Below are 18,174 nucleotides of genomic sequence, written 5' to 3' on the forward strand. Positions count from 1 at the left end.
CAAGCTTAAATCTTTATAACACATGCATTGCATTGTTTGACCGCTTTTATGAAGGGGAAAAATGGTTCGGGGAATCCTTGTTTTTATTCCTAATATTTATGTGTTGCAACCTGATCCAGCTCGACTTTTTTGCTCGGATCAGAAAAATGATTGGTCAGGTACGTCATAGACGCCATCAGGAAACAGTAAGGCTAAGCGGTGCTTCTACGCGCCGATTCTTACACACACCTTTTAATTTTGCATTCAAGGCAAAATTAAAAGGCGTGAGCCTGGTACAATACCGGCTCACGCCAATCCAACTGCCTAAGAAATAACAATGCCGAACTTTAGTGTGGGAAGGTAGTATCTTTTTTAGTAGAAATACTATCAATCTACTCTATTCTTAAAATTATTCATTGGCAGGCGTATCAGTTAAAGTCCATCTAAAAAGATACTACCTTCCTACCTATGAAAAAAATTTAAAAAGTAATACATCGTATTATTTCATATAGTACGATGTATTACTTAATATAAGGGATGGTGAAAATGTTAAAAAAAATCTCATTTACTTTTACAACAATGCTTATACTCGCTATAGCAGTTTCATTAGGTTCGATAAAGACTTGGGCATCAGAATTAAACTTTTCTGTTGAGACAGTTATTCCTGAAAATCAGATTAATAAAAAACTAACGTATTTCGATTTACTGATGGAACCATCAAAAAAGCAAACTCTTGAAATTGTTTTAAGGTAATACAGCTAAAGATGTTATAATAGAACCTCAAATCGCTACTGCCACTACAAATTATAATGGTGTTGTCGAATATGGTCCAAGAGATGTTGAGGCGGATTCAACCCTGCTGTACAACATGAAAGATATTGTTAAGACGGAAGACAAAGTAACAGTTCCATCAAATGACACATATACATTGAAGCTTGAAGTTAATATGCCGGAAAAAGAATTTGACGGAGTATTAGCAGGCGGAATTACACTACAAGAAAGAGAAGATGAGTCAAGTGAAAATGGTACTGAATCCAGCGATGGTTCAGGGGTATCTATTGAAAACAAATTTGCTTATGTAGTAAGAATTGTTTTACAAAATGATAAAAACGAAGTAACACCAGAGTTAATATTAAATGATGTTTTTGCAGATCACATTAATAAGAGAAATGTAATTAAAGCAAATATTCAAAACATAATGCCAATGTATATGAATCAAATGTCTGTTGAAGCAAAAATTACAGAGAAAGGTAAATCAGAAGTTCTTTATGAAGCAACAAGTGAATCATTGCAAATGGCACCAAATTCAAATATGGATTATCCAATCCGTTTAGATAGTAAAGCACTTAAGGGTGGAGAGTATACTTTAGAGATGACAGTAAAATCTATGGGGAAAACTTGGCGATGGACTAAGGATTTTACTATAGATGATGAAATAGCTAAAGAATTAAATGTTGAAGATGTTACGATTCAAAATAAATATACATGGCTTTATATCTTTGCGGGAATTACCATATTGTTGTTAGCGATTCTTTTATGGTTCGTATTTCGGCGTAGAAAGAGAAGAAAAGAGGAGGAACAGGAGGAGAGCCATGCTTTAGAATCTATTGAAAAGGTAAAATCTCATGAATAGTAATTCTTTAAAAGAGAAACTGAAAGATTACCTTTTCAATATTCTCTTGAGTTGTTTGTTATTAATTGGAACATTTCTTCTGTTATCTCCATGGGTTAAAGAAGCTATAATTAAATTTTCTATAAATAATATCATGAATAATATCATGAATAATACTACAGCAGAAGAAATAAATTACAATCAAGAAAATGCAGAGGAATTCTCATGGGATCCAGCAATACAGACACCAAATCTCAAAACAATTTTATCTAATATTTCTAAGCTTAACCGTAAAGATGTCCTCGGTGTAATCTCAATAAGCGATGTAAATATCCTATTTCCAATATTGAATGGGACAAGCACCCAAAACCTTCTTGTTGGAGCCACTACCGTTAATATAGGTCAGAAAATGGGAGAAGGGAATTACATTTTAGCAGGTCATCATATTAGAGATGATACATTGTTATTTGGTCCGCTACTAAAAGTTGAAGAAGAAACACTTATTCAAATAACAGATAAAACAAACATATATACGTATCAAGTAGTCGATAAGAAAATTGTAAAAGAGACAGATTTAAGTATACTGCAAGAAACAACCATTCCGACTATTACACTATTTACTTGTAATGTTTCTGGAATCAAGACAGACAAAAGAGTTGTTATTAGAGGAGAATTGGTGGATACTAGTTCTTTCTCTGCTGATAATCAATATGTAAATATGTATAATGTACAAGAAGAAGAGAGAGTGACAGCTCATAACGATTCCTTAGTTTTTTGGTTAGTGTTATTAATTTGTCTGATATGTCTACTTGTTAGTGGAATGTATTTTTATAAAAATCAAAGAAAGAGTTAATGTAGAATTATTGATGCTTATTATTTCGAAATACAGGAAAATATCTATGGTGAAAGTAACTAGAGGTAATTTTCATTGGGAATTGTACTAGGTGCACCTAAAAGCTAATGATGAAATCATAATTGTTGTCAAACTTTTGCAACATAACATCTACCGATGTTCCTTCGTTAGAGAGTCATTGATATTGAATCCAACTATAAAAAGCACTGGGGGTTATGATAAGAAAATTCATAAAAAGCATCCTGTGGGGTGCTTTTTAATTGACAACAATTTTTTAATCCTAGTATGTTCGGAAATTGAGAATGAGGGTTATGCAAAGAACCGAACGGGGATAGCTGAAACCTATTATTACGCAGGAGGCGCTGACAAACCATTAGCTGCAAATATTTTGAATAACATGGCTAGCAACACGGGTCTCCAAAGTAATGGTATTTGCTTCGGTAATTTTTATGTCTTAAGGGAGAATCCCATAATTGCGGTATTAGGGGAACTTGGATATATCTCAAATCCGAATTGATTATAAGTCATAGGCTTATTAAATAAGGACAGCCAGTGGGGCTTGCTCAAGGATTATCAGAGTACTTTAGTTTCTTAATATGATCCCTATATTCCCACAGAACTATGCAGGATTTCATGTGTTTTTTATTCAATAAGAGGGGAGCATCACAAAGCGATCATATGAAGAGACTTTCTGACAAGCAAATTAATAATGCCTATTGAATAGCGAAGGAATTACTAGATGTTGACCATTATTTTATAATACAACTAGAAGCAGAATTCAAAAGTCGTTCGATCAACATAGATGTAATAAATAAGTAAAAAAATAATCAGGACTGCTCTTAAGAATTGTGTAATAAAAAGATAGGCTCACGACAAAGCGTCTGTCTTTGTGTGTTTTCATGTTCAGTCTATAGATGGTTACTGCTTTCTCAATCGTTCTCGGTTATTTACATTGGTGTGGTATAATTATGAAAGATATGAATAGGGCTAGTGGGTTGTGCCTACGAAAAATTAGTAACACAAGAACGGTACCTAAACCTTTAACCTGTTGTTAATGTCAAGAGCTTATACCGAGGAAAAGGAAGATGCTAATCCAATACTGACGATTTCGATTTTGGACTTGAACGAATTTTTTCAGATAGAATTGAGCACTACCTGTCATTCATAGAAGCTGAAAAATAGTAAATCTTTTATTGAGTAAAAGAGCCTTCATGATATCAAAATGAATGGCTATTGATACTGTATATAAAGTTTTGACATATAACGTGTCAGATAAAGAACGTAGACACTCATGAGAGACCTTAAAAGCTTGGTAATCAACTAGATTTGAAAGTATTTTCCTTTACTTGGTCAAGCATACGAATCTAAAGAGCCATTCTTTGATATCTATGAAGCTGAATGAATCAACGAAGAATATAAACTCTACATAGGAGCTTAATATGGGAAAAATTCATCTCGAAAAAAATGTGTATGAGGCTACGATGGAGCGTTTGGACTATATCTTTCAACGATTCGACCATGTTGTGGTGCCTTTTTCTGGCGGAAAAGATTCTGGTTTATTGCTAGAATTGGTGCATGTTTATTACGAACAACACCATCCCGATGTCCAAGTGTCCGTCTACCATATTGACTACGAAGGGAACTATCAACAAACGATTGAATATGTTGAACGCTGTATGGGCAAATACCCGGAATTTCATTATTACCATCTTTGTATGCCAATTTCTGCATCTTGCGGCGTTTCCATGTATCAATCTACATGGATGCCTTGGAACCCGGAGGAAAAAGAGATTTGGTTTCGAGAGATGCCGGAGAATGTGATCAACTTTGACAACCATCCGTTCGATTTTTTTGAGATAGGTATGTCGGACTATTCTTTTCAAACTAAATTTGGAAAGTGGATCCATAAAGAGAAGAGCAAAAAACGTACAGCTGTCCTGGTTGGCATACGTGCACAAGAAAGTCTGAATCGTTATCATGCCGTGACAAGAAATGACACCTTTACCATGTACGGAAAGTTGAAATATAGTAAGCGGATTGCAATGAACCTCTTTAACTTCTACCCGATTTATGATTGGAAAGTAGAAGATGTATGGATAGCTAATGGAAAATTCGGCTTTGATTACAATCACCTGTACGATCTTTATTATCAGGCAGGTGTTTCGTTGAACGATATGCGGGTAGCAAATCCCTTTCATGTTTGCGGGGTGAATGCGTTGAAGTTGTATCGTGCCATTGAACCGACCGCTTGGAGCCGTCTTGTGGAGCGAGTGAACGGCGCTAATTTTGCGGCGATCTACGGTGGAACAAAAGCCGTTGGTTATAAAGCGGTTTCTCTGCCGCCAGGACATACATGGAAAACCTACACCAATTTTCTCTTAAAGTCCCTGCCTAAAAATACACGAGACATATATCTGCGCAAATTTCAAGCTTCCATTCGCTATTGGGTAGAAGCAGGCGGCGCATTGCCTGTCTCGGTTGTTAAAGAATTAGAGAAAACGGACCTTGTTTTTGAAAACCTCGGTAAACCAAAAAACAAGAGAAAATATAAGAAGGAGTATCATGTCATTCGTTTCAAAGTATACCCCGATGAAGTGCATATAAAAGCTTTTCGATTGGTTCCTTCATATAAGCGCATGTGTATTTCTATTTTGAAAAATGACACTTCTTGTCATTACATGGGCTTTGGACAAACGAAAGATGAGTTGCAAAAGCAAAAGGAGGCCATGATACAATGGGGAAACCTTTTATAAGCCCAGTATACAAAATCTTACGAGTACCGATTAGGAAGATTCAAGCAAATTCCTACAATCCGAATTCCGTTGCCCCACCAGAAATGAAACTATTGGAGCGATCTATTTTAGAAGATGGCTATACGATGCCGATTGTTTGTTATTACTTGAAAGAAGAAGATCACTATGAAATCGTGGACGGTTTCCACCGTTATATGGTGATGAAGCGATGTGAAGAAATCGCACAACGTGAGGATTATTGCTTACCTGTTTCTGTCATTGACAAGCCTTTATCCGATCGGATGGCAAGTACGATCCGGCACAATCGAGCACGTGGTACGCACTCGATTGATATTATGGTAGATATTGTTCGAAAACTGACAGAAGCGGGGCTTAGTGATTCGTGGATCATGGAAAATATCGGGATGGACCAAGACGAACTTTTGCGATTAAAACAGATCAGCGGCATCGCATCTTTGTTTGCGGAAGATGAATTTTCAGAAGCGTGGGAAAGTGATGATATTATATGAATTAAACCTCTCGTGACTAAAATCACGAGAGGTTTAAGCCAGACCGTTGACAAAATGTTTTCAGCCGTACATGCAAGGGGGAATTCAATTAACATACGAGGTTTCAACTTAAAATCTAATGATAATTAACAGGATTCTAGTTGGTGATAGTAGGTATTGCATTATCAGTACCTTAGTTGAGCTGGATGGTGTCGATGACATCTTTGATTTCCGCTTTCAGGACATCGAAGCGAAATTTCATTGCCTCCTAGACGTTATTCCTTTTTATCAATTTAAAGTGATAAAATTTTAAGGAGTTAAGGTGGTTACAAAAAAAATTCAAGATAACAAATCCCATGAGGTATACATTTTAGCTTGACCTTTTGGCGGAATATTGAAAGCAAAATTGCTATTTTGGGAAAGCTCGAACCAATAACTCCGCTGTAGCAAGTGTATAGAATTTGTAAATGTTTGAACCCTTAAATCCTAAGAGGAATTTATAGTGTCCAAAAGAGCCTAGAGTTCTACTTTTCTTCATTTAAAATTGTAACGAGTTAAAACTCCACTCGCTCTCCCTAAGCTTCTAAATCCAAGCTTCTTTATAATCTTAACTCCATTTTCTTCTTTAAATAACAGCCAATTTTGCCACATTGACTTCTATGTTTCAAGTTCTATATTCAGTTGTATGGTATTAATTCCGTCCTTGTTTTCTGATTTGGGCAATTTATGAGAAAAATCTTGTTTACGGTAAATTCATTTAAATAATCTAGGACCATCCTCTTTATAAAATCTATATAAAATGTATTGAAAAGTACGTGTTATAAAAAAACACTATGTTGGGTACAAATCTTAGATTTAAATGATCCCTTGGAAAATGCATAAATAGAACTCATTTGGGAAGTATGGAAATAACGTGAAATATTAAGGAAGGTCCTGAGAAATGAAGTTAACAAAAATTCAACTGCCCCTTCAAACATTCAGCTTAATTGTGGGGTTTATGGTGTGGGTCATTATTTCATCATTAATGACATATATCAAACAGGATATAGCACTTTCGTCAACGCAATTATCATGGGTAACCGCAATTCCAGTAATATTAGGATCTGTTCTTAGGGTGCCGATTGGTTACTGGACGAATCGGTATGGAGCAAGGCGTGTTTTTCTCATAAGCCTTTTATTTTTGATAATTCCCGTCTATTATTTAAGCCTTGCTGATACATTTAATGACTTAGTCATCGCTGGGCTATTTTTAGGAGTCGGCGGAGCAATATTTTCGGTGGGAGTTACTTCTTTGCCAAAGTATTATCCAAAAGACCGGCATGGATTTGTCAATGGGGTGTACGGAGCTGGAAATATCGGAACAGCGCTGACTTCATTTGGTGCTCCTTTTCTTGCAAATCAAATGGGGTGGGAAGCGACTGTCAGGATTTTTCTGATTCCTCTGCTCATATTGGCTGTTCTAAATTTCTTATTGGGAGATAGACATGAGCCAAAAGTGAAAACAGCTTTAAAGGAGCAAATTCTTAGCGTTTACCGTGATGAGAAACTGTGGTTTCTCAGCCTTTTTTACTTTATAACGTTTGGCTCATTTGTGGCATTTACCGTATACCTTCCTAATTTTTTGGTTACTCAATTTAAACTAAGCGAAGTTGATGCAGGGTTGCGTACAGCAGGATTTATCACGATTTGTACGCTATTTCGCCCCCTTGGAGGGTGGCTGGGGGATAAGTTCAATCCATTTAAAGTTCTTATGATCGTATTTTCGGGATTAACTTTCTCAGGTGTATTACTCTCTTTTTCTCCAACGATTACATTGTATACCGTAGGAGTTTTAACAGTGGCGGTTTGTTCGGGAATTGGAAATGGAACTGCGTTTAAACTGGTACCTCTCTATTTTTCAAAACAAGGTGGCATTGTTAATGGAATTGTTTCAGCCATGGGAGGACTTGGGGGATTTTTTCCACCTCTAATTTTAACAGCGGTCAATCAGATGACAGGGAATTATGCAATTGGTTTTATGGCGTTATCCGAGTTTGCTTTGGCAGGCTTAATTATAGTTGTTTGGATGTTTTATTCTGACAGGCTTAGACTTGCGGACAACATTGTTGAAAATACTGGTCAAGGGGTAATGGTCACTAACACTAACGGCATTATTCAAAAAGTAAATCCTGCATTTAGTGCTGTAACCGGATATCAAGAAGAAGAAGCTGTCGGCCAAACTCCGCGGCTTTTAAGGTCTGGAAGACATGATCGAGATTTTTATGAAGAGATGTGGAAGAAACTCAAGGAAAACGGGTATTGGCAGGGCGAGATTTGGAATAAGCGTAAAAATGGAGAAGAATATCTCGAATGGTTGACAATCAGCGCCGTTGAAAATGATGCCGGTGAAGTCATGTATTATGTAGCAATTTTTAGCGATATTTCTCAAAAAACGTAAAACAGAATGGGCTTCGCAAAACAATCGAAAGGGAGTATAGTCATGAAGAAAAAAATATCCCCATTGCTCAAAAAGATGACTTTTTTTGGACGCACCGCTGATTTAAACAATCATAGTACGTTATCCAATGCAGACCGCGAGTCTGAAAGATACTATCGCAGAAGGTGGCAGCATGATAAGGTGGTTCGCACCACTCATGGCGTGAACTGCACCGGTTCCTGCAGCTGGAAAGTTCATGTGAAAGACGGAATTATCACATGGGAAACACAACAAACAGACTATCCGACTACCGGTCCGAACATGCCTGAATATGAGCCGAGAGGATGCCCGCGCGGTGCGAGTTTCTCATGGTATACATACAGCCCGATACGAGTTCGTTTTCCATATGTGAGAAGCGCTTTGTTAAAAGTGTGGAAGGAAGCCATGCAAAAAACGAACGATCCGGTCGAGGCATGGGAAGTGATTGCTGAGAATCCCGACTTGCAAAAAGCTTATAAACAAGCGCGCGGTAAAGGAGGATTCGTCCGGGCAAACTGGGATGAAGTAAATATGATGATTGCCGCTCAATTAATTTTTACGATTAAAAAATACGGCCCCGACCGCATTGTAGGTTTTTCGCCGATCCCGGCAATGTCCATGGTCAGTTATGCGGGCGGGTCGAGGTTTTTGAATTTAATCGGCGCGCCGCTGCTCAGTTTTTACGACTGGTATGCCGATCTCCCGCCTGCATCACCGCAAGTTTGGGGCGAACAGACGGATGTTCCTGAAAGCTCTGATTGGTACAACTCCAGCTACTTACTGGTATGGGGTTCTAATTTGCCGCAAACGAGGACGCCTGATGCTCATTTCTATGTTGAAGCAAGGTATAACGGGACTAAAGTAGTTTCTATCAGCCCTGATTATGCTGAGTTTGTTAAATTTGCCGATCATTGGTTAAACGTTAGTCCAGGTATGGATTCAGCGTTGGCGATGGCGATGACCCATGTTGTTCTCAAAGAATTTTATGTCGACCAAAAAACGCCTTATTTCGAAGATTACGTCAAGAAATATACTGATTTGCCTTTTCTTATTACATTAAAAAAGCATGGCAACCACTATAAAACAGACCGGTTTTTGCGTGCAAGTGACCTGGGGATGAATGTAAACAAGGCTGAATGGAAAACGATTGTATTTGATAAAAACTCCAATCAGTATGCTGTACCTAATGGAACCATCGGTCATCGCTGGTCGGAAGGAGGGGAGTGGAATTTACACCTGAAAGATACTGAAAATCAGCTCGGAGATCTTGAACCTGCACTCTCCTTTTTAGGGATTGAAGATGAAACCGTATTGCTGCAGTTTCCTTACTTTGGTCAAGAACAGAAGCAAATTATCGCACGAGGAGTACCAGTTAAGGAAATTCAACAAAATGGCGAGTCTGTTTATGTCACAACCGTCTTTGATCTCATGCTCGCGCAAACAGGCGTGAATCGCGGATTGCCCGGTGATTATCCAAAAGATTATGATGACCCGAAACCATACACACCGGCATGGCAAGAACAAATTACCGGTGTGGATCGTAAATTAGCTGCTCAAATTGCAAGAGAATTCGCCCAAAATGCGGTTGATAGCAAGGGACGGTCGATGATTATCATGGGATCAGGCATTAACCATTGGTATCATTCTGATACCATTTACAGGGCGATTCTCAATCTGGTTTTGTTAACAGGCTCACAGGGCGTAAACGGGGGAGGATGGGCGCATTACGTCGGTCAGGAAAAAGTACGCCCCCTTGAAGGATGGCAAACTGTGGCGATGGCACGTGACTGGGGAGGTCCGCCGCGTTTACAAAATGGAACATCTTTCTTTTACTTCGTGACAGAGCAATGGCGTTATGAAGATCAAAAATCCGCAGATTTAATTTCACCGTTAGTCGAAAAGCCCAGATATCATCATCTGGGAGATTATAATGTACTCGCTGCAAGATTAGGGTGGCTGCCTTCCTATCCGCAGTTTAATAAAAACTCGATTACGTTGTACGAAGAGGCAAAGGCAGCTAATAATGGTGAAGCTGTGAAGTATGTCGTTGATCAAATGAAAAATGGTCAAATGAAATTCTCAATTGAAGAGCCGGGTAATCCTGTTAATTTTCCGAAAACGTTATTTGTATGGAGGGCGAATTTAATCGGAATTTCTGCAAAGGGACATGAATATTTTCTGAAACACCTGCTCGGTACACATTCAAGCATTTTAGGCGAACAAGATCAATCCCTGCATACAGAAGAGGTAGATCCAGCATCTGTTGCAGAAGAAGGAAAACTTGATTTGCTTATTAATATGGATTTTCGAATGTCAGGTACGGGATTGTATTCGGATATTGTCTTGCCGGCTGCAACCTGGTATGAAAAGTATGATATCAGCTCAACTGATATGCATCCTTTTATTCACCCTTTCAATCCTGCGATTACACCGCCATGGGAGAGCCGGTCTGATTGGGATACGTTTAAAAAGCTGGCTAAAACGTTTCAATCTTTAGCTGAAAAATATCTGCCGGAGACAGTAAAGGACATTGTCACTGCACCGCTCCTTCACGATACTACAGATGAGACATCACAGGCGTTAGGATTGATTCCTGATTGGAAAAAGAATGAAATCGAACCTGTTCCTGGAGAGAACTTCCCGCGTATTCATGTCGTCGAAAGGGAGTATACGAAAGTATACGATAAATTCATTGCGCTTGGGCCAAATATACGGGAAAAAATCGGTGCAAAGGGACTGAGCTGGGATGCTAAAGAGGAGTATGACGAATTAAAAGATATTTTAGGTACGGCTAAAACGACTAAAGAATATAAAGATTGCCCCGACATCTCAGCAGACCGAAACGCTGCGGAGGCCATTCTGACGCTATCCAGCACTACAAATGGTTCGCTCGCGATGAAAGCATGGGATACATTGGAAAAGAAAACGGGGCAAAAGTTAAAGGACCTGGCCATTGAACGGGCTGAAGAGCACATTTCATTTGACGAGATTACAGCCCAACCGAGAAAGGTTTTATCCTCTCCGGTCTATAGCGGGACGGAGACAGGCAATCGTCGTTACTCGCCTTTTACGACAAATATAGAACGGCTTATTCCATTCCGAACTTTGACCGGCAGACAGCATTTTTTCTTAGACCATGAAATCATGCGGGAATTTGGAGAAGATCTGCCGACATTTAAAGCGCCTTTAAGAAAAGCTGCTTTCTATAATAAAGATGGTCAGCCGGCATCAACAACACAGGAAATAAAACTGCGCTATTTAACGCCTCATTTTAAATGGTCTTACCACAGCACATACTATGACACATTGCCGATGCTTACGCTGTTCAGGGGCGGACCGCATGTATGGATGAATAATAAAGATGCGGAAACTGTGGGCATACGTGATAATGACTGGCTGGAAATGTACAACCGCAACGGAGTTGTCGTCGCCAGGGCTGTCGTCAGTCATCGATTACCGAGAGGCGTGGCGTTTATGTATCATGTGCAGGACAGAACGATTAATGTTCCCGGTTCCAAAATAACGAAAGAACGCGGGGGAACTTTTAATAGCCCCACTAGGATTCACGTTAAGCCGACACAAATGATAGGGGGATACGCGCAACTAAGCTATGGATTTAATTATTACGGCCCGACCGGAAACCAAAGAGATGAACAAGTCGTTATTCGTAAATTAGAGCGAAACGAGGTAGATTGGCTTGAAGATTAAAGCGCAATTCGGAATGGTGATGAACCTTGATAAATGCATTGGCTGCCACACATGCAGTGTGACCTGCAATAATACATGGACGAATCGTACCGGTGCCGAATATATGTGGTGGAACAACGTCGAAACAAAACCGGGTGTTGGCTACCCGAGGGAATGGGAAAACCAAGAAACCCAGCGCGGAGGTTGGGAGTTGAAGAACGGAAAGATCGAACTGAAAGCCGGAGGCCGTGCCAAAAAGCTGCTCAATATCTTTTACAACCCCGATTTGACACGTATCGATGATTATTATGAGCCGTGGACCTATGATTACGAGAATTTAATCAAAAGTCCTCAGAAAAAGCATCAGCCAGTGGCAAGGCCTATCTCGCAGCTTACCGGCGAATACATCGATTTGAAATGGGGGCCGAACTGGGAGGACGATCTTGCAGGTGTTTATGAAACGGCTAAAAAGGACCCGAATATGCACAATGTGGATGAACAGGTCATCCAAGAATATGAACAAGCGTTTATGATGTATTTGCCGAGGATTTGTGAACACTGCATCAATCCGTCATGTCTCTCTTCCTGTCCGTCCGGGGCCATTTACAAACGCGATGAAGACGGCATCGTTCTTGTTGATGAGGATGCATGCCGCAGCTGGCGTTTTTGCATGTCAGGCTGTCCGTATAAAAAAGTTTATTTTAACTGGAAGACGAATAAAGCCGAAAAGTGTACGTTTTGTTTTCCGCGTATTGAAAACGGCCAACCAACGGTTTGTTCTGAAACCTGTGTCGGCCGCTTGCGTTATATCGGCATCGTCCTTTATGACGCAGATAAAATAGAAGAGGCGGCATCTGTTGAAAATCCACAAGATTTATATGAATCACACTTGGGTATTTTTTTAGATCCAAATGATCCGGATGTCGTGAGACAGGCAAAAAAAGACGGAATTCCGGAAGATTGGATAGAAGCAGCCCAAGCGTCTCCCGTGTATAATCTTGCCGTGAAACATAAGGTGGCATTACCTCTGCATCCGGAATACAGGACCTTGCCAATGGTGTGGTACATCCCGCCTTTAAGCCCAATTACCAATACGTTCGGCGGTCAAATTGATATGCTGGATCCCAGAATCATTTTCCCGACGATCAAGCAATTCAGAATTCCCATCCAATACCTTGCAAATTTGATGTCAGCTGGGGATACGAAAGTAATTGAACGGGTATTAAAGAAAATGGTTGCCATGAGGAGTTATATGAGAAGCGTTAACCTGAAGCAATCATTTGATAAAGCCGTTCTTAAAGATGCCGAGTTAACGGAAGAAACTGCCGTAGAATTGTATGAATTATCTGCAATAGCGAAATACAATGATCGTTATGTTATTCCAAAATCACACCGGGAAGAAGCAGGCAATATGTATTCGGGACAAGGATCTTCGGGGTACGAATTTATGGAGGGCTGCTCAGGCTGCAGTTTAGGCACTGAAAAATATGAAGATTTATACGCCTTCAGTGAAGAATATTGGAGTGATCTAAATGGAAATGCAATGGATGGAAGAAGATAGATTGGTGTTTAAACTTTGTTCATTATTCTTGAGATATCCAGATAAAGAATGGACTGAATCGGAAGAAGTAAATCAAATTGTGGATGAAATGACGGACAAAGGGATGAAACACTGCCTCCGGCAGTTTCTGACCTATGTGAATGAAACCTCTTATAAAGAGTTGTGCGAGAACTATGTGAGGTGGTTCGACTTTAGCGAACCAAAAACCCTTTATTTAACTCATGCAAGGTTTGGAGAGAACAGAGAGCGCGGCTTGGCTTTTGTAAAACTAAAAATGGAGTTTGCAAAAGCCGGGTTTTACATTAAAAATGATGAATTGCCTGATTATTTACCGCTTATCTTAGAGTTTGCATCAATTGCGGAAAAAGACTTTGTTCAAAAGGTGTTTTTAATCCACAAAAAAGCAATTGATCAATTACTGACAGAACTCGAAAAAGAGGATAATCCGTATGGTTTTTTATTAAAAGCTTGTTTAGCAGACATTGCAGCATATTTGCCGTCTAATGAAAAAGACGCGGATCACCATGCGGGATAAATCGAATTGGAGGGATTGTTATGACAAAATTAGATTATTTCTTATGGGTAATCATCCCCTATTTATCGTTAACGATTTTTGTTGTCGGCCATATTCATCGTTATAATACAGATCAATTCGGTTGGTCGGCCCAATCAAGCGAATTTATCCAAAAAGATCAATTATTGAAGTCGGGGAGCACACTGTTTCACTACGGCGTAATTTTTGTTTTCTTTGGACATGTGGCAGGGGTGCTGATTCCTAAAGGGCTTTATGATGTGATCGGAATAACTGAACATATGTATCACTTTGGCGCTGTATGGTTCGGGGGAGCCGCCGGGGTGATGATGGTTGTTGGAGGAGCATTATTGACAGTACGGCGGCTTAGAAGCAAAAGGGTAAGGAGAAACAGCCCAAAGAAAGACCTTTATGTTTTGCTTTTAATCGGAGTTGTGACCGTTGTTGGTTTTACGAATACTGTGGCTTATACAGCGACAGGGGGAGAGTTTGACTACCGGGCAACGATAGGTCCGTGGTTCAGGGGAATTTTGAGCTTTCAGCCTTCTCCATATTTGGTGATGAACGCACCGCTCGGGTTTCAACTTCATATTTTGGCGGCGTTTGTTTTATTTGCAGTTTGGCCTTATACGAGGTTGGTTCATGTGTGGAGTCTGCCTTTAGAATATTTGTCTAGAAAGTACATCGTATACAGAAAAATGAATCCGAAAAAAGCCCTTAAATATATAGAACGGAAAAATTAAACTGCTCTGAATACAAAAAGCCACTTCGGTAAGACCCTAGAGTGGCTCATTTAATTATCATTGACTATAACGCGCTTCATTAATGATGATCCAACAAATAGCTTTCCTCATCCCGATTGTGTATTTGTACCAGAACGTTAATCGCTTTAAAACGGTCGATCACATCATCATTTACTCCTTGTTTATCCAGCTTTTCTTTTATATCGCCTACCAGTATCCTAAGCAAATCATGATCACGTTTAAGCATGCTCAGTGTATGAGAGATATCTGGGTTTTCTTCAAGTTTTCTCTTGTACAAACCCTCTTCTTCCGAGTCTGCGTGTGCAATTGTGCGGGTTTCCCAATGATCCAGAAGGGCTTTAGCTGCAATCAAGGCGTGCTTTTCGTGTTTTTCACCATAAACCCGTTCCAATACTTCCATCAAATCCCTTCCTTCGGTTACGGCTCCATCGTGGATGGATCTATGGGCATCTAATTTATTTAAAGATGGACCTGACAATAAAGAAATCCTCCTTTTTTAATCAAATTTGTATAATATGGGTGTTTGTATACATTATGAACAGATTTTATAATCTTAAAACAAGTTCAGCATGTTTTATTTTTCAATAGAATATAATTTAGGAATATGGATAGGAACTGTAAGGGGGAATAGACCTGAAAAGTAATCAAATCAACGACAAGTACGAGCGTCCACTTCAAGATTTGCGTATTTCCATTATGGATAAATGCAATTTTCGCTGTTCTTATTGTATGCCTGCGGAAGCCTTTGGAGAAGACTATTCATTTATGCCTCAGAATGAGCTTCTGACTTATGATGAAATTGAAAGACTTGTTATCCAATTTACCGAGTTAGGTGTAAGAAAAATTCGTTTAACTGGGGGAGAACCTCTTTTAAGAAAAGATATTCACCTTCTGATTGAAAGGCTGTCAAAAATAAATAATATTGACGACATAGCAATGACTACAAATGGATTATTATTGGTTAAACAAGCTCATGCGTTAAAGGAAGCCGGACTAATGCGTGTAAATATAAGCCTTGATGCATTGAATGAACATACCATTCAATCGATGAACGGTCGTAATATTAAATCGGAGAGGATTTTAAGCGGAATTGATGCCGCCCTTGATGCAAGACTTTTTGTTAAGGTAAATATGGTTGTGATAAAGGGCGTCAATGAAAATGAGGTATTAAAAATGGCCGCTTACTGTAAAAATAGGCGGATAACCTTAAGGTTTATTGAATTTATGGATGTCGGCCAAACCAATGATTGGGATTTTTCTAAAGTGGTAACAAAAAAGGAGTTATTAGATATAGTTTCATCTGTTTGGCCACTTGAAGAGCTTCAAAAAGATAAATTAGGTGAAGTTGCTTCGAGGTATAAATATAAGGGGACAAATATAGAAATTGGATTTATTTCATCTGTTTCAGAGCCGTTTTGCAATAATTGTACAAGAGCTCGTATATCAGCGGATGGAAAACTTTATACATGCTTGTTTGCTGAAAGTGGTTATGACTTACGAGGTATGATAAGATCTGGTGCTACAGATGAAGAAATTAAAAATAAAATTTCGGAAGTTTGGAAAAAAAGAACCGATAAATATTCGGAATTACGAACTGCTGAAACTGCAAAACACAGAAAGAAAATTGAGATGTCCTACATCGGAGGTTGAGATAATTCTATGGAAGTGATAATAGATACTTGCCTATTTATGAAGCAAAGTTAGACGACCGCCTTTTTTATTTTTTCTCCGAACATGAGATAATCATTTCAATATTGTATAGAAATGGTAAGTGCAAATTATGCTTGTTTTGTTGCAATAAATCTAGACAAAAAAATTAGATCGGATTTTAAAACCCGATCTAATTTTGATAACCTTTTTTCTTCCCGGTAAAACTCATGATACATTTTCAAAGTCCTTATCGTCGATGATTTTTCTCTGCAAGATTGATCGGAGGAACCGTCACTTCGTATATTGTTCAATTTGTTTCAGCTATGGAAGGTGAAGGTAACGAGTTTCTTGTTTCTCTTGCGAGAACGGGATTTCTCCCAGTGCCTTCTGTGACGATACAGGTTACTTATTTTGACAATCAGTTTAATTTTCTCGGATACGAGTTATTTGCCATTGTGCCGTCAAGCAGAATACCGTCAGCCGAAAATGGGACATGGCTTGAAGTCTATCAAACAACTTCGCCGGCTCCCCTCGGCACCACCCAGGCATTCATTTGATTAACAACATTCCACAGGCGGGAACTGCAAACGTGCTTGTGGATGATGTTGCTCTATTGAGTGTTGAGGGTGGAGGAGCTCCGACAGGTCCAACAGGACCGACAGGCGCAACAGGAGCCATCGGACCACAAAACGAGTTATTCTTTACTAATACACCTGGTCCAATAACAGTATATAATCCACCAACTGTTCCATTAAATACAGAAGTAATAGTTGCCACAGTAGCAAACGCGCCTGTAACCAGCGGGCAAGATATTCTAATTAATTATGCTCTTGCTCTAGAAACTGTAGCTACAGCAAACAACAATGTAATTTTTCAGGTAAGGCTTTATCGAGATGGAACTTTACTACAAACTCAAATATTTAATAGAAGTGCCCAACAAGCTGGAACACAAAGATTCCCGTTATCTGACACTTATGTTGATACTATACCAGCCGCTACAACACTGACTTATACTGTTAGAGTAGCTGTTACAACAGCTTCAAGCATCACTTCTGCAACAGCATTCAATAGAAATTTAAATTTAACCCGTTATCCTTAAAATAATGGGGGGAACTCGATTAGAGTATCCCCCTCACCATATAAAAATTAATTTAGATTAGCTAACATTTTTGTTGACACCTGCTGGAGTGAAATTCACCTATACTGTTTATATGTGGTGGTTGGTCCAAACTTTACTTTTACAACAGGGCTTAAAAGAGGTTGGAGTGGGGGACGCTTTTAAAGCATCCCCCACTTACCTTTTTGTGGATTAGGATCGACATAGTCTAAATATACAATGAATGATTTTTACTTCCCCTTCGCCTTCTTCCTTTTCTCCTTCTCCGCCCGATAAAACTCATGAAACATCTTCATCAGCGCGCGTTTCTCAATCCGAGATACATAGCTCCGCGAAATCCCAAGCTCCTTCGCAATCTCCCGCTGCGTCTTTTCTTTCTTCAAATCAAGACCGAAGCGGCCGACGATGACTTCTTTTTCTCTGCCGTCTAAGATGTCGATGTATTTTTTCACTTTTTCAAGCTCCATGTTGAGCTGGATGGTGTCGATGACGTCTTCGTTTTCTGATTTGAGGACATCAATCAAACTGATTTCATTGACTCCTAGATGTTATCCGTTTTTGTTTCATTAAAGCGTTAAAGAATTTAACTGTTTTGCTAAGGTTAATCATCAACATTGTTTTATTTAGGTAGTATATGTTAGTCATTTAAAAGGGGAAACTCTTTTCTTTCTAAATTACCTCGAATAAAAGAAGAAAGCACAACGCGCAGGTACTTATTAGGTG

Annotated in this window: 15 protein-coding genes and 1 pseudogene; 14 read left to right on the forward strand and 2 right to left on the reverse strand. The window is 39.2% G+C overall.

Translation table 11 applies throughout. The annotated features are described in order from the left end of the window. The first annotated feature begins 525 nt into the window (after positions 1–525). The 11 genes from BTA31_RS23600 to narI all read left to right on the forward strand — a co-directional run bounded on the left by BTA31_RS23600 (position 526) and on the right by narI (position 14,663). Positions 526–732, forward strand: a complete 207-nt coding sequence (locus tag BTA31_RS23600) for a WxL protein peptidoglycan domain-containing protein (protein ID WP_275667513.1) — start codon at positions 526–528, stop codon at positions 730–732. A gap of 31 nt (positions 733–763) precedes the next feature. Then, positions 764–1,612 carry a DUF3324 domain-containing protein gene (locus BTA31_RS23455; protein ID WP_275667516.1) on the forward strand — a complete coding sequence of 283 codons (849 nt, stop codon included), beginning with the start codon at positions 764–766 and terminating at the stop codon, positions 1,610–1,612. Next, positions 1,605–2,444, forward strand: a complete 840-nt coding sequence (locus tag BTA31_RS20410) for a class A sortase (protein WP_076793735.1) — start codon at positions 1,605–1,607, stop codon at positions 2,442–2,444. Before BTA31_RS23455 ends, BTA31_RS20410 begins: the two co-directional genes overlap by 8 nt. 184 nt (positions 2,445–2,628) lie before the next feature. Next, positions 2,629–2,961, forward strand: coding sequence for an N-acetylmuramoyl-L-alanine amidase family protein (locus tag BTA31_RS20415; protein WP_158039138.1), 333 nt, complete (start codon positions 2,629–2,631; stop codon positions 2,959–2,961). Between the two features lie 922 nt (positions 2,962–3,883). Then, a complete protein-coding gene (locus tag BTA31_RS20420) occupies positions 3,884–5,197 on the forward strand; it encodes a DUF3440 domain-containing protein (RefSeq protein ID WP_076793741.1) in 1,314 nt (437 codons plus the stop codon). After that, the gene (locus tag BTA31_RS20425; protein ID WP_076793743.1) at positions 5,179–5,706 is read left to right on the forward strand and encodes an IbrB-like domain-containing protein; all 528 of its coding nucleotides are present in this window, start codon (positions 5,179–5,181) and stop codon (positions 5,704–5,706) included. The genes BTA31_RS20420 and BTA31_RS20425 overlap by 19 nt, the downstream gene beginning before the upstream one ends. A 919-nt stretch (positions 5,707–6,625) precedes the next feature. Continuing rightward, positions 6,626–8,122 (forward strand): MFS transporter, encoded by a 1,497-nt coding sequence (locus BTA31_RS20430; RefSeq protein WP_076793746.1) that lies wholly within the window; start codon positions 6,626–6,628, stop codon positions 8,120–8,122. A 42-nt stretch (positions 8,123–8,164) separates the two neighbouring features. Continuing rightward, positions 8,165–11,848, forward strand: a complete 3,684-nt coding sequence (locus BTA31_RS20435; RefSeq protein WP_076793749.1) for a nitrate reductase subunit alpha — start codon at positions 8,165–8,167, stop codon at positions 11,846–11,848. Continuing rightward, positions 11,838–13,388: a nitrate reductase subunit beta gene (gene narH, locus BTA31_RS20440; protein ID WP_076793751.1), complete on the forward strand. Its 1,551-nt coding sequence runs from the start codon at positions 11,838–11,840 to the stop codon at positions 13,386–13,388. Before BTA31_RS20435 ends, narH begins: the two co-directional genes overlap by 11 nt. Next, positions 13,360–13,923 carry a nitrate reductase molybdenum cofactor assembly chaperone gene (narJ, locus tag BTA31_RS20445; RefSeq protein WP_083698354.1) on the forward strand — a complete coding sequence of 188 codons (564 nt, stop codon included), beginning with the start codon at positions 13,360–13,362 and terminating at the stop codon, positions 13,921–13,923. Before narH ends, narJ begins: the two co-directional genes overlap by 29 nt. A gap of 20 nt (positions 13,924–13,943) precedes the next feature. After that, positions 13,944–14,663, forward strand: coding sequence for a respiratory nitrate reductase subunit gamma (gene narI / locus BTA31_RS20450; protein WP_076793753.1), 720 nt, complete (start codon positions 13,944–13,946; stop codon positions 14,661–14,663). Positions 14,664–14,742: 79 nt separating this feature from the next. Here the strand turns inward: narI and BTA31_RS20455 are convergent, their stop codons facing one another. Continuing rightward, the gene (locus BTA31_RS20455) at positions 14,743–15,084 is read right to left on the reverse strand and encodes a hemerythrin domain-containing protein (protein ID WP_239693250.1); all 342 of its coding nucleotides are present in this window, start codon (positions 15,082–15,084) and stop codon (positions 14,743–14,745) included. 233 nt (positions 15,085–15,317) lie between these two features. On the opposite strand from BTA31_RS20455, the gene moaA reads away from it, so the two are divergent. From moaA to BTA31_RS23465, 3 genes are all read left to right on the forward strand, one after another. Then, entirely contained in the window at positions 15,318–16,334 is a 1,017-nt protein-coding gene (moaA, locus tag BTA31_RS20460; protein ID WP_076793758.1) for a GTP 3',8-cyclase MoaA, read from the forward strand. A 275-nt stretch (positions 16,335–16,609) separates the two neighbouring features. Next, a complete protein-coding gene (locus BTA31_RS23460) occupies positions 16,610–16,891 on the forward strand; it encodes an NTTRR-F1 domain (RefSeq protein WP_338152979.1) in 282 nt (93 codons plus the stop codon). A 32-nt stretch (positions 16,892–16,923) separates the two neighbouring features. Further along, positions 16,924–17,433 carry a hypothetical protein gene (locus BTA31_RS23465; protein ID WP_239693251.1) on the forward strand — a complete coding sequence of 170 codons (510 nt, stop codon included), beginning with the start codon at positions 16,924–16,926 and terminating at the stop codon, positions 17,431–17,433. 248 nt (positions 17,434–17,681) lie between these two features. Here BTA31_RS23465 and BTA31_RS20470 read toward each other — a convergent pair. Beyond that, positions 17,682–17,987 (reverse strand): annotated as a pseudogene (locus BTA31_RS20470) (sigma-70 family RNA polymerase sigma factor); the annotation flags it as partial. Positions 17,988–18,174 lie beyond the last annotated feature (187 nt).

It is taken from the genome of Bacillus haynesii, assembly GCF_001969855.1.
GTDB lineage: Bacteria > Bacillota > Bacilli > Bacillales > Bacillaceae > Bacillus > Bacillus haynesii.

What these genes read in the sequence shown, in the direction of transcription:
- BTA31_RS23600 (WP_275667513.1), top strand. Translation starts at nt 526, where the DNA reads ATGTTAAAAAAAATCTCATTTACTTTTACAACAATGCTTATACTCGCT.
- BTA31_RS20410 (WP_076793735.1), top strand. Translation starts at nt 1,605, where the DNA reads ATGAATAGTAATTCTTTAAAAGAGAAACTGAAAGATTACCTTTTCAAT.
- BTA31_RS20420 (WP_076793741.1), top strand. Translation starts at nt 3,884, where the DNA reads ATGGGAAAAATTCATCTCGAAAAAAATGTGTATGAGGCTACGATGGAG.
- BTA31_RS20425 (WP_076793743.1), top strand. Translation starts at nt 5,179, where the DNA reads ATGGGGAAACCTTTTATAAGCCCAGTATACAAAATCTTACGAGTACCG.
- BTA31_RS20430 (WP_076793746.1), top strand. Translation starts at nt 6,626, where the DNA reads ATGAAGTTAACAAAAATTCAACTGCCCCTTCAAACATTCAGCTTAATT.
- BTA31_RS20435 (WP_076793749.1), top strand. Translation starts at nt 8,165, where the DNA reads ATGAAGAAAAAAATATCCCCATTGCTCAAAAAGATGACTTTTTTTGGA.
- narJ (WP_083698354.1), top strand. Translation starts at nt 13,360, where the DNA reads ATGGAAATGCAATGGATGGAAGAAGATAGATTGGTGTTTAAACTTTGT.
- narI (WP_076793753.1), top strand. Translation starts at nt 13,944, where the DNA reads ATGACAAAATTAGATTATTTCTTATGGGTAATCATCCCCTATTTATCG.
- BTA31_RS20455 (WP_239693250.1), bottom strand. Translation starts at nt 15,084, where the DNA reads ATGGAAGTATTGGAACGGGTTTATGGTGAAAAACACGAAAAGCACGCC.